Source organism: Guptibacillus sedimenti, assembly GCF_028610665.1.
Lineage (GTDB): Bacteria > Bacillota > Bacilli > Bacillales > Guptibacillaceae > Guptibacillus > Guptibacillus sedimenti.
The window spans coordinates 599,325-620,062 of sequence record NZ_JAQQWV010000001.1; the positions used below are offsets into that span (position 1 = coordinate 599,325).

The window sequence follows — 20,738 nt, forward strand, 5'->3', positions numbered from 1 at the left end:
TTAGAGAGAAATGAGGTATGACCGTGGTTAATGCTCAATTAAATGCTCAGGCGCAGGATCTGTTATCTAAAATTGAAAACAAGACAGCAACGATCGGAGTTGTTGGGTTAGGGTATGTTGGATTGCCCCTTGCCGTTGAAAAAGCGAAAGCTGGCTATAACGTTATAGGGTTTGATGTTCAGGAGAAGCGAGTTGGCCAGGTGAATGAAGGCATCAATTATATTGGTGATGTTGTAGACGAGGAGCTTGCAGAGTACGTTGAGAAAAAACAATTAATTGCAACGACGGATTATTCAAGAATTGCTGATGTAGACGCTGTGGCCATTTGTGTTCCAACGCCACTCGATATCTATCGTCAACCAGACACTTCTTACGTTGAAAGTTCGTCACAGGAGATCGCAAAACACCTTCATAGTGGCATGCTTGTTGTTCTCGAAAGTACAACTTATCCAGGTACAACGTTAGAAATACTAAAACCAATCTTAGAAGCAACGGGGCGTGTTTGCGGGGAAGACCTGTTTATTGCTTACTCTCCAGAACGTGTCGATCCGGGTAATAAAATTTATAATACGAAGAATACACCGAAAGTAGTCGGTGGCATTACCCCTTCCTGTACAGCTGTAGCCTCCGCAATGTATCGAAATGTTTTAGAAGGGGAAGTGCATGAAGTATCTAGTCCATCTGTAGCTGAGATGGAGAAGATCCTTGAAAATACATTCCGTAATATTAATATTGCACTCGCTAATGAAATGGCCATTCTTTGTAATAAGATGGATATCGACGTGTGGGAAGTCATTGATGCAGCTGCAACGAAACCTTATGGCTTTATGCCGTTCTATCCAGGCCCAGGTCTTGGCGGACATTGTATACCAATTGATCCTTTTTACCTTACTTGGAAAGCGAGAGAATTTGATTACCACACTCGATTAATTGAGACTGCTGGAGAAATTAATAATAGTATGCCTGATTTTGTCATTGATCGCTGTATGCAAATTCTAAATAAAGATAAAAAAGCATTGAATGGTGCAAGAGTAGTTGTACTTGGTGTAGCTTACAAAAAAGATATTGAAGACGTTCGAGAATCACCTGTGCTTCCAATTTTAAACCAACTAGAGGAAGCAGGGGCTGATTGGATTGTAGCAGACCCACACGTAAAGTCGTTTAAACTTTCTGAAACAGTCTCTGAAACCGCGACACTCGATGTGGAACTTCTCGAAAATGCTGATCTAGTGTTACTTGCAACTGATCATTCTTCATTTGACTATGAAATGATCGCCACTCATAGCCCGGTATTGTTTGATACAAGAAATGCATTTAAAAACGTTACAAAACCAGAGAAATACTACAAACTATAAAACAGACTAATTATAAATGGCGTAGATGGAATTCATCTATGCCTTTTATTCAGAGAAAGAAGATTGAAGGGAGTAATTTGATATGAAAATTATTACGGTTTTAGGTGCAAGACCTCAATTTATTAAAGCGGCTCCTGTTTCTCGAGAATTAAGAAAAATACATACTGAGCTTATTATTCATACAGGTCAACATTATGATGCCAATATGTCTGATATATTCTTTGAAGAGCTAGAAATCCCTAAACCAGATTTTCACCTTGGGGTAGGTTCAGGGAATCACGGGAAACAGACTGGTGAAATGCTTGCAAAAATCGAAGAGATTCTTGTTGATGAAAAGCCTGATTACTTGCTTGTCTATGGTGATACCAATTCAACCCTTGCCGGAGCACTAGCAGCTTCTAAATTACATATTCCCGTCATTCACATTGAGGCTGGATTAAGAAGCTTTAATAAGAAAATGCCTGAAGAAATTAATCGGATTATGACGGATCACGTGTCAGACTTACTGTTTTGTCCTACTAAAACAGCCGTCAAAAATCTTGAAAATGAAAATATCCTTGAGAACGTTTTTAATGTTGGTGACGTGATGTATGATGCAGTTGATTATAATCTTAAACTAGCCGAAGATAAGTCCGAAATACTAGAAAAAGAAAAGCTGACTACGAAAGAATATTATCTGATTACCGTTCATAGAGCGGAAAATACAGATGACCACGATAAGATGAAAAATGTAATAGATGCATTTACACGAATTAAGGGTGATAAAGTCTGGCCGATCCATCCTAGAACGAGAAAAGTGATTGAAGATCAAGGATTTGATTTAAAAGAAGTACCTGGATTGCACGTTATTGACCCAGTTGGATATCTTGATATGCTGACGCTTGAACAAAATGCACGAAAGATCATTACGGATTCTGGTGGTGTTCAAAAAGAAGCTTACTTCATGCAAATTCCATGTATAACTATGAGAGAACAAACAGAGTGGGTCGAAACACTCGAAGGGAATGCAAACATACTTGTAGGTACTGATCCTGAGAAAATCGTGTCAGCTGTTGAGAAAACAGTAACGCCTATTTATCAAGATTTGTTTGGCGATGGAAAAGCATCCGTGCATATTTCTGAGATGATTCGATAAGCTTTTGAGCAGACAAGGATGAGAATAAATGAATATCATATTACTAAGTCAACACTTTCCGCCAGAAATTGGCGCGCCACAAATACGTCTTTATGAAGTAAGTAAAGAACTTCAGAAAAGAGGTCATCAAGTAGAGGTAATCACTGCATTTCCTCACCATCCCCATGGCATTATACCTGAAAAGTATAAAGGGAAATTTTACGAAAAAGAAAAGTATGAAACGATTTCCGTTCATCGAAGCTGGATTTACCCTTCTCCAAAAGGAAGCTTTTGGAGAAGGTTGATTTCCTATTTTTCATTTACATTTAGCGCTTTTTATTCAGTCGTAAAAGCCAAAAAAGCTGATGTAATCATTTGTAATTCTCCACCTCTTTTTCTTGGTATTACTGGATATATTGCTTCAAAAATGAAAAAAGCAAAGTTTGTATTTAATATTGCTGATATTTGGCCAGAATCAGCAGTGGAATTAGGGATTGTTAAAAATAAAACATTTATTCGTTTCGCAGAACGTTTGGAAATGTTTCTTTATCGTAAGTCATGGAAATTAGCAGCTGCGACTGAAGGAATCCAAAGTTACTTAATTAATAAAGGGAAGTCAAAATCAGACGTATTTTTACTTCCTAATGGTGTAAACACTGAATCTTTTCAACCTGAAGCGCCTAATGAGGCATGGACAAATAAGTTAAAATTGAAGGATAAGACAGTATTTACATTTGCAGGTAGATTAGGGTACGCGCAGGGGTTAGATTCAATTCTCAAAGCTGCTAAAATCGTACAAGAGAAGAATTCAACTATTCAATTTCTCCTAGTGGGAGATGGGCCAGAGAAACAAAATCTCGTAGACCTATCTAGAGAGCTAGGGTTAACAAATACACTATTTCATGATTCAGTACCTGTGACAGAAATGCCCAAAGTTTTTTCAATAACGGACTATAGCATTGTTTCTTTGAGAAACCTAGAGCTTTTTAAAGGGGCAAGGCCTTCGAAGATTTTTCCAGCGCTATCAACGGCTACACCTGTCTTGTACTGTGGCGCAGGAGAGAGCGCTCAATTCCTGGAAAATGAAAAGTGCGGAATTATCGCTGAACCCGAAAATGTAGAAGATATAGCAATGAAAATACTTGAAAGTGCTTCTTTACCTGAAGTTGAAAAAAAACTGTTAGGGAACAACGGACGTCAGTTTGTGTTAAGGGAGTATTCTTGGCAAACGATCGTTGATGATTTACTGTTGAACCTCAAACAATAGCCGTTAGGAGGTTTACCATGCATGTTTTAATTGTACCTTCTGGCTATCCGATGGAAGGGAAACCCTATAGAGGAGTTTTTTACAAAGAGCAAGCTATGGCTTTGAGTAGAGCTGGGTATCAGGTAACTGTTGCTTTTCCTGAGATTTGGAGTTTGAAGTCTTTTAATAAGAACGAGCTTAAGGGATCAAGAAGTAAAGAAGTAGAAGATGGGGTATTAACCTACCGCTATAAAGGTTATAACTACTTTGCGAATGCCCCATATAGCACTGAAATGATCTACAAGAGGCGCTTGAAGGTAATGTATAAAGATATTGTAAAAGAAGTAGGGGTACCTGATGTTATCCACGCCCATTCCTGTTTATGGGGAGGTTTTGGAGCTGCTGCGATAAGCAGAGAAGAAAATATTCCATTGATTATTACTGAGCATTCTTCTGCCTTTGGGAGAAATATGTTAAAGCCCTATCAAAAAAGACTGGCAAAAAAGGCTTTTAGTCAAGCGGATAAACTATTAGCAGTAGGACCAGGATTAAAAAGAGATATGGTGGCCTATACGAATCAACAAGTGGATATCGTTCCAAATTTCATTGATATGTCTGGTGCTAAACCGAAAAAGACCAGGGATCCTGATCAACCGTTTCGAATACTGGCTGTTGCGAATTTAAATGCAAATAAAGGTCTTGATTTACTTATTCATGCCTTTCATCGTGCATTTCCTCACAGAGATACTGAATTACGAATAGGGGGGATGGGCGAAGAAAAAGATAAGTTACAACACCTCATTAATCAGCTTGATCTTAATTCAAGAGTTACACTTATTGGAACGCTTTCAAGAGAACAGGTGAAGAAAGAAATGCATCTTGCCGATGTATTCGTTTCATCCAGCTACTATGAAACATTCGGTGTAGTACTGGTAGAAGCTTTATCTGTTGGAACGCCTATTATTGCAACAGATAGTGGTGGGCCAAGCATGATTGTGAAGGATTTAAATGGAGTTTTAGTTCCTACTGGTGAAGTAGATAAACTATCTCAAGCTCTTATTTATATGACCCAACATTATAAAGATTATAACCCGAATCTTATTCATCAGGATTGTAAAGAAAGGTTTGGCGAGAAAGCTGTGATTTCTATGTTAACCAATATTTATAGCAAGTTAGTTCAAGCTGAAAGTAGGTAGGAGAGTAATGAAAGTATGTCATCTAACATCTGTTCATTCTCCTCACGATATCAGAATTTTCATTAAAGAATGCAGATCTCTCAATATGGAAGGATACGATGTGACTTATATCGTTCCGAATGCAACATCTGAAACAAAAGATGGTGTGAAGATTATTGGCATTCCTTCTGATGCAACGAATGAGAGGAGCAGAATGATCAAAACAACGAAAGCTGTTTATGAAGCGGCTCTCAAGGTAAATGCAGATATCTACCATTTTCATGATCCAGAACTCATACCAACTGGTCTTAAATTAAAGCGTAAGGGGAAAAAAGTGATACATGATATTCACGAAGATGTTCCGAGACAAATATTGGAAAAACAGTGGATTCCTTCCCCTTTGCGTAAAAGTATCAGTGTCGTTTTTGAACGGTATGAAAATTATGCTGCCAAAAAATTTGACGCAGTAATTGCTGCTACACCTTATATTTGTGAACGATTTAAACAAATCGGAGCAAATGCCTATAACGTCAATAACTATCCTATCCTTAGTGAACTCTATGTTCCTAATACGGACTGGTCTAACAAAAATTCAACAGTATGTTTTATAGGGGGAATTACACAAGTAAGGGCCGCCCATGAAATGGTTCAAGCAATCGGAAAAACTGATGCACAGTTAATATTTGGTGGAAATATTGCCCCAGAGCAACTTAAGGTTGATCTTCAATCCTATAAAGGATGGAGTCAAGTGAAAGACTTAGGTTTTGTAAACCGAGAAATCGTGGCGGATGTCATGTCAGAATCCCTAGCCGGGCTCGTTCTTTATCATCCACTTCCAAACCATATAAATGCCCAGCCCAACAAAATGTTTGAATATATGTCTGCAGGTATTCCTGTAATCGGTTCTGCATTTCCTCTGTGGAAAGAAATAATCGAAGGCAACAAATGTGGGATTTGCGTGAATCCCCTTGAACCAAACGAAATCGCTCAAGCGATAGAATGGATGACAACACATCCTGAAGAAGCTGAGGTAATGGGTAAAAATGGAAGAAACGCAATCGAAGAGCAATATAATTGGGAAAAAGAAAGTACAACATTAATTAGTATCTATAAAAGTTTATCAAAATGAATGAAAGAAGGGTCTATAATGAAAGTACCAATGCTTGATTTAACCGAACAATATCAATCACTTAAAGGTGAAATCGGTGTTGCTTTAGAAGAAGTAATGTCGAGTGCGCGTTTCATTCTCGGAGATAATGTGAAAAAACTTGAAAGTGACGTAGCAGAATTTAGTCATGCTGCTCACAGCGTTGGCGTTGCAAACGGAAGTGACGCTCTACATATTTCTTTATTAGGTTGTGATGTCGGTGAAGGGGATGAAGTGATTTGTCCTGCTTTTACTTTTTTTGCAACTGCGGGTGCCATTGCACGTGCTGGAGCGACACCGGTATTTGTTGATATTGATCCGAAGACTTTTAATATTGATCCGAAAAAGGTTGAAGAGGCTGTAACGAATAAAACGAAAGCCATTATTCCCGTTCATTTATATGGTCAGATGGCTGATATGGATGCTTTGAAGGCTATTGCTGATAAGCACAATTTGGCTATTATTGAAGATGCAGCCCAGTCAATTGGTTCTGAGTACAAAGGTAAAAAAGTAGGGGAGCTTGGTACAACGGCTACATATAGCTTTTTCCCTACAAAAAACCTTGGGGCATATGGGGATGCTGGGATGATCATAACGAATAATGATGAAGTTGCAGAAAAAATGCGCGTTATTCGTGTTCATGGTAGCAAACCAAAATATTATCATCATATTTTGGGTTATAACAGTCGTCTTGACGAGCTTCAAGCTGCTATTTTAAATGTAAAGTTTCCACATCTAACGGATTGGAACAAACAACGAATCGAGAAAGCGGAACGTTATACAGCATTATTAAATGAGCGTCTTGGTGAAACAGTTACGACACCTTATGTTGAGGAACATAACTATCATATCTTCCACCAATACACCATTCGAGTCCCTAAGCGGGATGAACTTCAGGCGTACTTGAAAGAGCAAGGTGTCGCCACAATGATTTATTATCCAAAACCGCTACACTTGCAACCAGTATTTTCAGATCTTGGTTATAAGGAAGGCGATCTACCAGTTACGGAGAAGGCTTGTCAGGAAGCCATTTCTCTTCCAATGTTCCCTGAACTTAAAGCAGAGCAGCAGGAATATGTTGTGGATATGATTAGCAAGTTTTTTAACTAAATAAGAAAGAAAGGGGAACAAAAATGGATCCACTTAAAGTAGGACAGCATGTAGTAATCGGTGAAAATGTAACCTTCGGTGAAAATGTCGTGATTGGACATAATGTGATTATTTATGATGGTGTACAAATCGGTAGCGGTGTTATGATCCAGGATAACGCGATCATTGGAAAGCAACCAGCTCGTGCAAAGAATTCAATTCTTCCAGAGGTAAAACAATTGCCTGCAGCTATTATCGGCTCTGGATGTACAATTGGAACTTCTTCTATTATTTATGCTAATGCGATAATTGCAGATGATGTCTTTGTAGCTGATCTGGCAACGATACGTGAGCGTGTAACAATTGGAGAGAAAACAATTGTGGGGCGTGGAGTAGCTGTTGAGAATGACTGTAAGGTTGGCGTGAAATGCAAGTTAGAAACAAATGCCTACATTACTGCGTACTCAGAACTTGGCGATTACGTTTTTGTTGCTCCTTATGTCGTTACAACAAATGATAATTATTTGGCAAGGTCATCTGAACGATACGACCATTTCAAAGGTGTAACAATCCATGATGGTGGAAGAGTTGGCGCCAATGCAACGATCCTCCCAGGTAAAACAATTGGTAAGGATGGAACGGTGGCAGCGGGAAGTGTCGTGACTAAAGACGTGGAACCAGAAATGCTTGTAGTTGGCTCACCGGCCAAACCATTGCGCCAGGTCCCAGAGAGTCAATTATTGCGCAATCAATAAGCACAAGGTGTGTTAGATTTTGCTCTATTCGTCACTTACATTCTACTAGGAAAAGGTTACATTTTTTGAGAAAACCTTTATCATGAGAAGTATAGAGCAGATCTAACAGATGAAAAGAGGCGTTTGTTTTGTCAAAAAATAAATCAAGGATCAGAAGACGTCGAAAGCGTTCATTGTTTCGGAATCTTTTTTTTCTTATTTTGTTCGTTGTCATGATCGTCGTTGGTTATGGTGCATACGTAGCAGTTGAAGGGTATCAGGCGTCTAAAAAGACTTATAATGAGCTAGAGAGAGGAAAGCAGTCAGCACTTCGAGATAAAGCAGTGGAAATTAGCAAAGATCCTTTCTCCATCCTTTTAATGGGGGTTGAAGATTATTCAACTGGAGGCGAGCATGGCCGTACTGACACATTAATCCTTCTAACACTTGATCCTCAGAAGGAAACAGCCAAAATGGTGAGTATCCCCCGGGATACAAGAGTAGAGATTATCGGTAGAGGTTCCATGGATAAAATAAATCATGCGCATGCATTTGGTGGCCCAGATATGACAATTAATACGGTTGAAAACTTCTTAGACATTCCCATTGATTATTATGCAAAGGTGAATTTTGAAGGATTTAAAGGTGTTATTAATGAAATCGGTGGAGTAGAAGTGGATGTACCGTTTGATTTTTGGGAGTATAGTGATGAAGTAAATCGAAAGAAGTTACAGTTTACCGAGGGCCCAATGGAGCTTGATGGTGAAGAAGCACTGGCATATGTTCGCATGCGAAGGTTTGATAGTGACTTTGGAAGAAGTGATCGTCAGCGTCAAGTAATTAACGCCGCCCTTGATAAAACTTTATCTGTTAAGAATTTATTCAAACTTGATGAAATCGCTGATCACTTGAGTGGAAATATTGAAACAAACTTAACCGCAACAGAGCTATTTTCGCTTCAGAAAAAGTTTACAAAGCTAAATTCTGCTGATATTGAAAACCTCAAATTTACTGGGCAAGATGCTCGAATAGACGGTGTATATTACTTTGAACCCAATGAAGAGAATGTTGCTGAAATAAAGCAAGTTTTAAAAACGCATTTGAATCATGAAAACACATCTATGGAATAATTCCCTAGATGTGTTTTTATGGAAAATGTTCATTTGTTGCTGTTGAGAAATGAAACGGCAATGATTAATTTTTACCGAGGAGCAACAAACATGAGCAATAAAGAACAATCCTTTTTACATGATTTATTGTACTACGCAATTACATACATTGTACCAATGATCGTTGGTTTTATGCTCGTACCGATTTTTACCAGCAATTTCACTACAGCTGAGTATGGCCAGTATAGCTTAATTAATGCCTCAGTTGGGTTATTAGGAATAATATCGGTTAACTGGATAAATGTTGCTTTTATTCGTTACTATACAAATGATGAAAATGACCCAAAAGAAAAACAGTTAATAACCGTTTCAATTGTTGCATTAACGGCGATTATCTCAATCATAGCGATTCTCCTCTACATTATGAGTGCATTAGGAGTAGTTAATCGCATTATTCCAAGCGAATATCTTTGGTTAACAATTGTGCTTTTGTTCTCTGCAAATTTGCACTCTTTCTTCTTTTCGTACCTTAGAGCGAATCGAAAAGCGAGATTTGCGACAATCTTAACCACAATTACCATTCTCATTCGATTTGGGACGTTTCTATTATTATTGAACTATTTCAACTTAAGCATTGGTGCGATTCTTTTAGCGACGATCATATCAGATGTCATTTATACAGTTATCGTACTAATAAAAGAAAAGAAGCACATGCGAATTATAAAAATGACTTCTGTAGACCTGGCGTATGTGAAGGAATATTTTCTTTATGGATTACCTTTTATTTTAATTCTTGGCGTACATTGGCTGTTAACTTTGTCCGATCGCTATATGCTTGAGTTTTTAAGAGATAGTAGTGAAGTAGGGATTTACTCTATTAATTATTCATTTGCACAACAAATCATGATGCCACTTATTACGATCTTCATGTCGACCGCTGAACCGATTTTATTTAGAAAACACCGGACGGGTACGACTTCTGAAGTGAATCATGTTTTAAATAACATTTTTAAGTACTTTTTTATGCTCATTCTTCCAGCAGTTATTGGTCTATCCGTCGTATCAAATCACATCACTTCGCTTTTTATTAAAAATGATTTCCAAGAAGGCTTTATAATTATTCCGATTGTGTCATTTGGTTTCTTGTTTCTTGGAATAAGACAATATTTAAATAAAAGCCTTGAGCTTGTTAAGAAAAGTAAGGAAATAGCAAATATCTCACTTGTAGCAGCAGGAACGAACATTGTGTTAAACCTTATCTTTATACCACTGTACGGTTATATGGGGGCTGCTTGTGCGACATTAATCGCTTATTTTGTCTATTTCGCACTATCCTATTATAAAACAAATCATCTAACTGATTTAAGAATTAAGTTCTCTGCTGATCATATTAAGATTATACTTGCATCTTCGATCATGGGAGTAGGCGTTTTCCTCGGGAATTACCTTCCAATCGAAAACGTTCCATTTCTATTGGCGATACAAATAAGTATAGGAGTATTTTTGTACCTCATTTCGTTATTGATGATGGGTGTGATTACGGAGGAAAAGAACAAGCTAATAGGAAGATTGAAAAGGAAAGGCAGTTGAACGGATCATTGACCCAAAATAACATCTCCTATCGTTTATATGAAGAAGAGGATTACCACAAATATGTGAACCTATATAAAAGAGTTTTTAATAAGGAAATCTCCTTAAGCTATTTCCAATGGAAATTTAATAACGTTCACAACCCAGCCGTTATCTTTTGTGCCTTTAATTCGGAAAATGAGATGGTAGGTTCTCGCGTCGTTTTACTAACCGACCTTTGTCAAGACCAGCAAATGATTAAAGGTGCACAATCCGTCGATTCTATGGTAGATGGAACTTATAGAGGAATGGGGATTTACAAGAAGTTAAATCAAATGGCAATTGAGCATTTGAAAAAGATGGGCGTAAAAAAAATTATGACGTTCCCCAATCAAAATTCATTTCCTCCATTGAATAAATTAGGGTGGGAAGAAATCTATTCAATTTCAAATCGAATGAAAATATTGAATTACAAACACCTCTTTCCATCAATCCCTGTTCTTAAACAGTTATTAATTGTAAAAGATAACATGTATAAAAACAATCGCCTGCCACTGAACATGACCATTTCAGAAGTAAGGCAGTTTGATGATAGAATTGTGGATTTTATTGAAACTTCATTAAAAAATCGAACCCATCAAAGGCGAAGTAAAGAATTTTTAGAATGGAAATACAGCGAGAAACCAGAATCTGAATATGAAAAATTAGTAGTAGAAGTAGACGGTGCGATCGTTGGATTTTTCATAATACGAAAAAACAAGCATGGTCAGAGAATCGTAGGGACGATATTGGAGTGTGTTATGAGAGAAGAGGTAAATCAGAAGAAAATCATGCGAGTTCTTTTAGCTTATTTGCGCTCTAAGAATTTTGATATCGTAAAAATATGGTCATATGAGAAAACTGAAGTGAATTTTTCGTTTTTAAGTTTAGGTTTTTTAAAGCGAAAAACCGCAATCAAATTCGCTGTAAATCAACTTAATGATGATCAGAATGAATTCGGAGAATGGTATATAAGCGCTGGAGATGCGGATACAGCGTAGAGAGAGGGAGGAAAGAGCATGTTTTCAACGTTAAAACGAAGCCTTAAACCGTTACTGTTAAAAACATATAACAGCAGGAATAACAAATTCTCTAAGGATTTTATTAATTCCAATAGAGAAAGAATAGTAGAAAGAAATCAACTTGTAACAAGTCTTCCGGGCGAAAAAATTCTTGTGTTAGCTCCACATGTAGATGATGATATGATCGGGTGTGGCGGGGCGATTTTAAAGTATTTAAAAGAAGGAAAAGAAGTTCATATTGCTTATTTGACTACAGGACAAAAAAATGGAAGATCTGGATTAAACGAAAAACAAATAGTTGAGGAAAGAAAAAAAGAAGCATTACTGGTTGCTGATTGTATCGGTATACCAGAGAGTAACTTGCATTTTTTTAACTCACGTGATTCTGAACTGTTATATACAGATATTACTTTTGAACTGAATAATATCCTGCAAAATTATCAAATTGATACAATTTTCTTTCCATCCATCATAGATACCCATATTGATCATTATGCAACAAGTAAGAAATTACTAGCAGTCTTTAATAAAAGTCAGGTAACAGTACAAAATATGACATTGATGATGTATGAAGTACAGAGTCCCATTTCTCCATTATTTTCAAACACTATACTCGACATTACAAACGAATTTAAATTAAAAAGTAAATTACTAAAGTACTACAGATCACAACAAACAAATTTCTATTTCTTACCAATAATGAATCGTTTAAATGGTCTCGTTATTAAAGAAAACAGGATGGCTGAAGTATTTATTAAGACTAACCTCAAGTCTTATATGAAATTTATAGAAGAAAATTTCAATACTGATGATATTTACGTGAACTTAAAAGAGAATTTGATTGCACATAGAGACCATCGAAATACAATTGATACTTATAATAATGTGCAAAAGTTCAAATGGGATCTGCTTCAATTATAAATGTGTAAATAATTAGAGATGAGAGGTTTTTTTAATGCTTCTATTAAATAATGAAATGACCAATTTATCTGCTAGGGAACGTTTTATTAAATATGATAATTACACCGTCTACTGGAAGGGTTTTATATATATTCCTTTTACTCATAGTGGTGAGGCTTCTATAAAAAAGTTCATCAAAAAAATAAAAGAAATGGGTATTCAAGAGGCTATTCAATTGCTACACGGAAACTTCTTCGTAACAGTTATAGATCATAGGATGAATAAAACATACTCTTTTATTGATAATAGCGGATTATTTGAAGCATATTATGATAACTACCATATATCTACTTCATTTCTTGAAATTGTTAAGGAATCTAAATTCAACACAAAAGATTTAGATAAAAGGAGAATTATTGAATTTTTGAATGCAGGTGTTCTGTACAATAAACGAACTTTTTTTGAGAAAGTAAAAAAAATTGATAGGTTAGAGATATTGGTTTCTCATGAGAATCAAAGGTCATTGCATTATAAAGTTGATAGAGACTTGGAGCCATTAGAAGAGGAGTTTTTTGTCGATTTCTTTGCAGGTTTTGCTAAATCTGTAGAAAATCAAAGTGTAAGTGTTGATTTAACAGGTGGAATAGATTCTAGGCTATTGGCTACAATTTTGGATGCTAATGACGTGAAGTTTGAATGTTCTGTTTCAGGTAGTAATAAAGATAAAGATGTAGCAATTGCGGAAGAAGTAGCACATAAGCTTAACCATTCTTTAATTGTTTCAGAGAGACCGTCGACAATTGAGGAAAAGGAAATTGAACAGTTATTTTATTTCTGTGATGGTCTATATGAAATATTTAATGCTTATAGTGGAAGGAACAGTCAATTGCAGCGAAGTAATAGAGCAGTGGATTTGATCATTACCGGCGCAGGAGGAGAACTTTTTAAAGATTTTTTCTGGCTCCAAGATTTTCCTCAATATAGAAAATCAACTTCTGATATTGGAAAGCTCTTTCATACAAGAATATCTCCAATCAAGTTTGATACTAACCTACTATCTGAACTGTATGCACCCATTAATATGGATTATAGTGAGAATGCAATTAAAGAACTTAGTAAATATGAAAAAAATATTAATACCAAAACTTATGATCAAATATATTATTTCTACAGAATGCAGGCTTTAGCTGGAAGGCTTCTCACATCGTCTTCTTCTATTGTGAATAGTTATTCTCCCTTGCTCGAATATAATTTAGTGAGGGTTGGATATAATCTTCCAAGAATGAAGAGATTTTTTAACAATTTTCATAGAGAAATAATTACTAAATTAAACCCAACAATAGCTAAAACTCAAACAACGGAAGGGAAATTAACTGTTTCCTCAGAAAAACTGGAACTTATGAAAGATACTTCAAAGTACGTATCTGATAAAGGTGTAAGGTTAACTAAGAAAGTTATTCAAAGAATCCTTAAAAGGACACTGTTTTCTACAAGATACCATCATGAATCATTTTATCAATCTGTTCGCGCATTACCTATAGCTACAGAAACATTTGAGATTTTAATAAAGGAAAATATAATAAAAAAGAATAAAACCCTTGCAGAAGTAAGAGATGAACATCTAGGAAGAATAATTTCTCTAGGTTTATTTATTAAATACTTAGAAACCTCAAATTAAACGGTTGGATTATTAAAAAGTCTAGAGTGTATATAGAAGATCGACCATTATAGACATATGAATTATTTAATGTCTGCAACTTATCAATATAGTACGTTTAAAATAAGCTTCTTCGTTAATAAAAGTGTAAGATTCAATGTATTTTGTATACTAATTATGGTGGAGAAAATATATTGAAAAATGTTATATGAAGTGGAATAATTTAATTTGATTGTTCGACAAATTCCTGTCAAAAGATTCACGCACTAGCCGAATCGATATAGACATAAGGAGGAGGTGAATCAAATGAATGGGATGCTTTATCTGTTTCGAAAGACGTTTAGTCAGGTCGTTATTGCAGTTCTTCTTTCTGCTCTAGTGAGTTTTCTATTAGCGCCTGAATTACTGGTTCAAAATAAGAAATTAGCTGCCATTACAGCAGTCGGTATTCTATTTGTTCTTACCCTTATGAAGTTGATTAGACAAGGTGTCTTCTCATCTCTAACGTTTAAAGATTCTGTTATGTATTTTCTAATTGCTAGTTCTTTTATTGGACCAGCTATTGTCCTAAATATAGGTCCAATAGGTCTTTTTCCTTTTAGAGTATTTTATCTATTGATCATTGGAATAAGTACAATTATCTACATACGAAATAAATCTTTCTTCGATTGGGGATTAATTAGAACGAAGCCAATATTTGTTTTCCTTATTTTCTGGTTTTTGTATGCATGTCTCTCTCTTACATGGGCGCCGTCCATAACATACGGCATCAGAAACCTCTTCTATCTTTTTACGGGATTATCACTCATTGTGCTAGTTACTTTCTATTTTAAAGAGATGAAGAATTATTTAGCTTTTTTCTATATATGGATTCTTGTCTACATTGGACTTATAGGTCTTGGACTGTGGAACCATTTTACAGAGCAGCATCTTAGCCTATCACGCATCAACGACTTGCCATACTATATGCAGGGAGTACCAACAGCTGTTTTTGGAAATGAAAATGACTACGCAAGCTATCTAGTTATAAGTATGTTTTTTGTCTGGTTTTTCATGAAACATCGTCGTCCTCTTCTGATAAAACTAATTGGCTTTACTTTAATTGTTACAACAATTTATCTCATTTACCTCACGAATTCCAGAGCCAATTATATTTCAATACTCTTCGGTTTTGGAGGATGGTTTATTCTTTACAGTGAAAAAACAACAAGAAGGATTCTTGTATTCAGTGGTGTATTAACTGCCATAGCCGTATCATTCATATTCTATAATAAAGTTATGACGTTAGCGACAAACTTCTTTTCAACTAATTTCCAGCGAAATGAAGGAGGTTCACTTGATATACGAGCGAACATCCTGAAAAACGTTCAATATTATTTTGCAGAAAGTATGGGTTTTGGCGTAGGAGCGGGTAATGCTGATTATTTCTTGAAGAATGAGCCGGTCTTTCCGATTGGAGTCTTTTCCAATGTACATAATTGGTGGGGAGAAATTCTAGTCAACTACGGGGCCATCGTATTTGGTGGATATCTTGCGATGTACCTTTCCTTACTCATTTTACTCTATCGAATTTCTAAAAGAACGATGGATAAAAATGAAAAAATGATTGCTCAAACGTTGACCATTAGTCTAATCGTGTTTGCTATGGCGAGTATTAGTCCAAGTTCCGTACTTACTTTAAATTATCACTGGATGCTTTTCGCTTTTAGTATTGGGTTTATCACTTATTATTTCAGGAATACGAAAGTTACCCAACAAACAATTAATGAGCCACCTAGGGGTGCAGGAGGTAACAAAGAAATGTTAAAAAAATATTCAAAAACGATTAGTGAAAGGTTTAAAAAGTATTTCTGGTTATTTTTACTATTGCCTATACTCACTGCTGGTATTTCTTATGTATTAGAATATTCATCTCCAGTGAGTCATTCAGCTAAATCGGAAATCGCACTTGGGAATTTTGAATATGACAGAATCACTGAGCCAGTAACTGTGAAGGACTTTTTAACGAATGTAGCTTACCTTAGACAGCTAGATGAAGAATATGGTTTATCAATGCCAGTTGAGGATATTGCCGATAATTTGGTTGTTGGTGAAGAGCCTGGTAAATTATTAACTCTACGCTTGGATGGTAATGATGAAAAGTTAGTCTCAGATACATTAATGGAGATTACACAAGCATTTATTACTGAAAGCGATAAAGTAAAAGAGGAGCGTACCGCTTTCTTTAATGAGAAGATCAAAAGACTTCAAGAGCTTCCAGACAGCCCTGAATCAATGGTAGATAAGGAACAGTTCATCTATGAGTTACAATTGAATTTAATGAACATGCGAGACACAGTGATTAATAAACCTGTCACCGTTTCAACAGCGGCTGGAGATCCGCTCCAAAGGACAATTTTCGGCTTGTTAATCGGTATTGCGCTTAGTGTTACTCTTTTACTTATTCCAGAATTCTTGAGAAAAGATTAAAAGAAAAAAACAGGCTTTGAATAAATTCAAAGCCTGTTTTTTCAATTGATTAGGGTAAGCAATTTCTTAATCGTGGTAATGAGGGGAGTACGCTTATTATTTAACTGACCAACTAATTCAGAAGTGAATTGAATCATAAATAACAGCAAAATGATGATGAAGAAAGATCCCCATAACGTTGATGATGTGAAGACTACAGCAGCGACCCCACAAGAAATCCCCATTACATAAATCATTAATACAGTTCCTCTATGTCCAAATCCTAGAGCTAACAAATTATGATGAAGGTGTGCCTTGTCTGGAGCAGATATATTTTGTTTGTTTTTAATACGTCTAAAGATGGCGAAAAATGTATCGAAAATAGGAATGGCAAGAATTAAGACGGGCAATAGAAAACTAAAAATAGCGACACTCTTGAAAAAGCCGATAACAGATAAAATGGAGATCATGTACCCAAGAAATAATGCCCCGGTATCTCCCATAAATATTTTAGCAGGATGGAAATTAAAGACCAGGAAACCGATAGAACCGCCAATTAATACAAGAGAAATCGCTGCAACGTATAGACTGTTGTTTAAAATCGCTACGGCAAAAATTGAAGAAAGGGCAATGGTTGAAACTCCAGCAGCCAATCCGTCCAGTCCATCAATAAGGTTTATGGCGTTCGTTACCCCGACAATCCAGAGAATTGTAACAACATAGCTAGCCATACCGAGTTCAATTTTACCTATAAAAGGCAGAGAAACGAACTCAATTGTAAGACCAGAACTAACCACAAGAATGGCGGCCAATATCTGAGCAATAAATTTAACCTTGGCTGATAGGGTATATTTATCATCAAGAACACCAACAATGATGATGATAACGGCACCTAGAATGAGGCGTAATGGTGTATCAAAAAATTGTGATAAGTAAAGATAACCGAAGAAAAAACCAATAATGATCGCTAATCCACCTAATCTTGGCATTAACTTCTTATGAACTTTACGGTTATTTGGCTGATCAACTACCCCGATTTTTATAGCGAATTTAATGACTAATGGGGTAATCGCAATGGTTGTTACGAGTGCAATTAAGAATGCGATGCTTAGGTCAAGCCAGGTTGGCATTTTTTCACCTACTTTATCAGCATTTATGACACATTTCCCTTTATAGCAGAATTGAAAACGCGTACTATGCTATTTCGTATTATCTTAGTTATATGCTTCGACAAAGATCACATACTTCATTATGATATCAAAAATAATGTCAAATGAGGGAAAAAGTTTGTAAATTATTTATGAATTTTAACCGTATTTATTTCTAATTATCGACCTCTACTTCGATATAAGACTGGTCATGAATAGTGACATCACATTTTCCACTTGTTAAATTCGTAATCCATTCTGTAAAAAATTCCTCGTCCCCACTATTTGCCAATACGGTGAACGATACATTCTCCAAATAAGCAATCTCATCTAATAAATAATTCGATGAACGGATTTCGTTTTCGACTTTACCTAATAAAGTATAATCAATTTGAGTCGTTATTTTCGTCATCAATTTTCGCTCGACGATTCCCGTTGCGTTTAGCCCTTCTGAGACGGATTGGCCATACGCACGAATTAAACCGCCTGCACCAAGTTTAATGCCACCAAAGTAACGGGTAACGACTACAGTCGTGTCTTTTAGTTTGCGTTTTTTTAGCACTTCAAGCATTGGCACACCAGCCGTGCCGGATGGTTCACCATCGTCGTTCGCTTTCTGAATCAAATCCTGCTCACCAATTAAATAGGCAGAGCAATTGTGTGTGGCACTTGCGTGTCTTTTTTTGATGGATTGAATAAATTCCTGAGCTTCCTCTTCTGTGGGCGTTCGTTTAACGTGCGCGATAAAGCGAGATTTTTGTATGACAATTTCGTTTTCTCCTTCTTCATTTTTAACGGTATAATATGAAGTAAGCATAGAAGTAACCTCCAGATATTCCTTGAACATTCCTCTGAATGAAAGGGATTTGTATCTTATCATCGAATAGTACATAGGGAACAATGGTATTTAAGCGTAAAATAAGAATTACGGTATACGTCCTTCTTATTATAAGTTTCTTAAATTAATCCATCAAATATATATCCTCAAGTCATAAACAGACGGTCACAGACGAATTTTGTAAAAGAAGTACTTTTGGACTATCTTTTCTTAACGTCCGTCCCTTGAAGGAATGGAGGGGTAAGAGCTTGGATTTTCAAAGGCTTGATCCAAATTCATTAGATGTCATTCTTGACAGGACAATGGAGAGTATTAATAGTAGTAAATCAAAACTGTTCGAAATTGGAGAGCTTTCTCATGACGAGTGCCAAAAGGTTAATAATCAACTTCAATTATTAAAAGAAGAACTGGAAACCGTTCATCGCCTAAGGCAAGAAAGACTACAAATGGACCGTGTGGCCCGTGCAGAGCTTGTAAAGATCAGTAAGAACTTTCAGGACTATAAAGAACCAGAGATTCGAAATGCCTATGAAAAGGCCTCAGAAGCTCAAATTAAGCTTTCGGTTAGTATGGAAAAGGAAACGCGGCTAAAAGATCAAATCTCGGATCTCGAACAACGTATTTCTTCTCTTCAAAACACCTCGGATAAAGCGGAATCATTTATGAGCCAAATTTCAACCGTTCTTAGTTATCTTGGCGGAGAACTAAGGCAATACGGTGAGGTGATCGAGGATGCTAGGCGAAAACAAGAATATGGACTTAAAATTATTGAAGCACAGGAAGAAGAAAGAAAGCGTCTATCACGAGAAATTCATGATGGTCCTGCCCAGGTACTTGCCAATGTCCTATTACGATCACAATTAATTGAACGGATTTATGAGAAAAAGGGGAAAGATGAAGCGTTTAAAGAAATCAAAGATATGAAATCTTTGATTGAAGATGCGTTAAAAGAAGTTAGGCGTCTTATTTATGACCTTCGTCCAATGGCGCTCGATGACCTTGGTTTAGTGCCAACATTGTTAAAGTATTTAAATAAAGTAGATGATCGATCAGAGGCAACCATTTACTTTGATTATGATGAGGGGATCCAGAGACTCCACGTTCGCCTTGAAGCGGCTATTTTTCGACTTGTTCAAGAAGCCGTTCAAAATGCCCTTAAGCATGCTGAAGCAACTGAAATAAGTGTTGACCTGAAACTTGACGGTGATAAGATTGTGGTAACCATTCAAGATAATGGAATCGGTTTTGATGTGAACGTACGTAAAGATCAATCATTTGGATTAATCGGAATGAAAGAACGTGTCGGATTATTAAATGGGACAATTCAGGTTCAATCAACGCCAAACAAGGGTACATATATACTGATAAGAATCCCGATACATGAACAGGAGGGCGTGTAAGAGATGTATGCAGCAAAGACCAAAACTAAAATTATTATTATAGATGACCATCGCTTGTTCCGTGAAGGTGTTAAGCGTATTTTGGATATGGAAGATGATTTCGAAGTGATTGCTGAAGGTGATGATGGAGACGAAGCGCTTCGTCTTGTTGAAGAAAATAAGCCTGATGTTGTTTTAATGGATATTAATATGCCACATGTAAACGGCGTTGAAGCTACGAGACAGCTGATCGAACAGGTGCCTGAGACTAAGGTAATTATTTTATCCATCCATGATGACGAAACGTACGTAACCCACGCTGTAAAGACCGGTGCTGCGGGTTATTTATTAAAAGAGATGGATGCAAATTCGTTAGTTGAAGCCGTTAAAGTTGTCGCTTCTGGAGGAGCTTACATTCATCCAAAAGTGACGCATAATCTTGTGAATGAATACCGTCGACTCGCTACGGAAGGAAAAAGACCATCTACACAAATTGGTTATAAAGAAGTGGAGTACCGCAAACCACTACACATATTGACACGACGAGAATGTGAAGTGCTGCAGTTACTTACAGATGGAAAAAGCAATCGCTCGATCGGTGAAGATCTTTACATTAGTGAGAAAACAGTAAAAAACCACGTATCAAATATTTTGCAGAAAATGAACGTAAATGACCGAACGCAAGCCGTCGTAGAGGCAATCAAAAAAGGCTGGGTAAAGGTGCGCTGATGCGCGCCTTTTTTTTATGATAAAAAAACCACAAAAAAAG

General features: G+C 36.5%; 17 protein-coding genes. 15 read left to right on the forward strand and 2 right to left on the reverse strand.

The genetic code is table 11. From position 1 onward, the window contains the following. Positions 1 to 17: 17 nt before the first annotated feature. From PQ578_RS02825 to PQ578_RS02885, 13 genes are all read left to right on the forward strand, one after another. Complete coding sequence (locus tag PQ578_RS02825; RefSeq protein WP_273832115.1) at positions 18 to 1,355, forward strand: nucleotide sugar dehydrogenase; 1,338 nt, start codon at positions 18 to 20, stop codon at positions 1,353 to 1,355. 82 nt (positions 1,356 to 1,437) lie between these two features. After that, on the forward strand, positions 1,438 to 2,490 hold the full coding sequence (gene wecB / locus PQ578_RS02830) for a non-hydrolyzing UDP-N-acetylglucosamine 2-epimerase (protein WP_273832117.1): 1,053 nt from the start codon (positions 1,438 to 1,440) through the stop codon (positions 2,488 to 2,490). A 28-nt stretch (positions 2,491 to 2,518) separates the two neighbouring features. Next, the gene (locus tag PQ578_RS02835; RefSeq protein WP_273832118.1) at positions 2,519 to 3,736 is read left to right on the forward strand and encodes a glycosyltransferase family 4 protein; all 1,218 of its coding nucleotides are present in this window, start codon (positions 2,519 to 2,521) and stop codon (positions 3,734 to 3,736) included. Between the two features lie 17 nt (positions 3,737 to 3,753). Continuing rightward, positions 3,754 to 4,911 carry a glycosyltransferase gene (locus PQ578_RS02840; protein WP_273832119.1) on the forward strand — a complete coding sequence of 386 codons (1,158 nt, stop codon included), beginning with the start codon at positions 3,754 to 3,756 and terminating at the stop codon, positions 4,909 to 4,911. A gap of 7 nt (positions 4,912 to 4,918) precedes the next feature. Next, complete coding sequence (locus tag PQ578_RS02845; RefSeq protein ID WP_273832120.1) at positions 4,919 to 6,019, forward strand: glycosyltransferase family 4 protein; 1,101 nt, start codon at positions 4,919 to 4,921, stop codon at positions 6,017 to 6,019. Between the two features lie 18 nt (positions 6,020 to 6,037). Further along, positions 6,038 to 7,147 carry a DegT/DnrJ/EryC1/StrS family aminotransferase gene (locus PQ578_RS02850; RefSeq protein ID WP_273832121.1) on the forward strand — a complete coding sequence of 370 codons (1,110 nt, stop codon included), beginning with the start codon at positions 6,038 to 6,040 and terminating at the stop codon, positions 7,145 to 7,147. A gap of 23 nt (positions 7,148 to 7,170) precedes the next feature. Beyond that, entirely contained in the window at positions 7,171 to 7,881 is a 711-nt protein-coding gene (locus PQ578_RS02855; protein ID WP_273832122.1) for an N-acetyltransferase, read from the forward strand. A 128-nt stretch (positions 7,882 to 8,009) separates the two neighbouring features. Next, the gene (locus tag PQ578_RS02860; protein ID WP_273832123.1) at positions 8,010 to 8,990 is read left to right on the forward strand and encodes an LCP family protein; all 981 of its coding nucleotides are present in this window, start codon (positions 8,010 to 8,012) and stop codon (positions 8,988 to 8,990) included. Positions 8,991 to 9,080: 90 nt separating this feature from the next. After that, positions 9,081 to 10,559 (forward strand): lipopolysaccharide biosynthesis protein, encoded by a 1,479-nt coding sequence (locus PQ578_RS02865; protein ID WP_273832124.1) that lies wholly within the window; start codon positions 9,081 to 9,083, stop codon positions 10,557 to 10,559. Beyond that, the gene (locus tag PQ578_RS02870; protein WP_273832125.1) at positions 10,556 to 11,578 is read left to right on the forward strand and encodes a GNAT family N-acetyltransferase; all 1,023 of its coding nucleotides are present in this window, start codon (positions 10,556 to 10,558) and stop codon (positions 11,576 to 11,578) included. Before PQ578_RS02865 ends, PQ578_RS02870 begins: the two co-directional genes overlap by 4 nt. Positions 11,579 to 11,596: 18 nt before the next feature. Beyond that, the gene (locus PQ578_RS02875) at positions 11,597 to 12,520 is read left to right on the forward strand and encodes a PIG-L deacetylase family protein (RefSeq protein WP_273832126.1); all 924 of its coding nucleotides are present in this window, start codon (positions 11,597 to 11,599) and stop codon (positions 12,518 to 12,520) included. 34 nt (positions 12,521 to 12,554) lie between these two features. Then, positions 12,555 to 14,177: an asparagine synthase-related protein gene (locus PQ578_RS02880; protein ID WP_273832127.1), complete on the forward strand. Its 1,623-nt coding sequence runs from the start codon at positions 12,555 to 12,557 to the stop codon at positions 14,175 to 14,177. A 285-nt stretch (positions 14,178 to 14,462) separates the two neighbouring features. Beyond that, a complete protein-coding gene (locus PQ578_RS02885) occupies positions 14,463 to 16,625 on the forward strand; it encodes an O-antigen ligase family protein (RefSeq protein WP_273832128.1) in 2,163 nt (720 codons plus the stop codon). Positions 16,626 to 16,666: 41 nt separating this feature from the next. Here the strand turns inward: PQ578_RS02885 and PQ578_RS02890 are convergent, their stop codons facing one another. Both PQ578_RS02890 and PQ578_RS02895 read right to left on the reverse strand, forming a co-directional pair. Further along, positions 16,667 to 17,734 (reverse strand): glycosyltransferase family 4 protein, encoded by a 1,068-nt coding sequence (locus tag PQ578_RS02890; protein ID WP_165997994.1) that lies wholly within the window; start codon positions 17,732 to 17,734, stop codon positions 16,667 to 16,669. A gap of 193 nt (positions 17,735 to 17,927) precedes the next feature. Next, positions 17,928 to 18,569, reverse strand: coding sequence for a YigZ family protein (locus PQ578_RS02895; protein ID WP_273832129.1), 642 nt, complete (start codon positions 18,567 to 18,569; stop codon positions 17,928 to 17,930). 269 nt (positions 18,570 to 18,838) lie between these two features. On the opposite strand from PQ578_RS02895, the gene PQ578_RS02900 reads away from it, so the two are divergent. Then, positions 18,839 to 19,990, forward strand: coding sequence for a sensor histidine kinase (locus PQ578_RS02900; protein WP_159785073.1), 1,152 nt, complete (start codon positions 18,839 to 18,841; stop codon positions 19,988 to 19,990). Between the two features lie 3 nt (positions 19,991 to 19,993). Beyond that, the gene (locus tag PQ578_RS02905; RefSeq protein ID WP_159785070.1) at positions 19,994 to 20,698 is read left to right on the forward strand and encodes a response regulator; all 705 of its coding nucleotides are present in this window, start codon (positions 19,994 to 19,996) and stop codon (positions 20,696 to 20,698) included. The last annotated feature ends 40 nt before the right edge of the window (positions 20,699 to 20,738 follow it).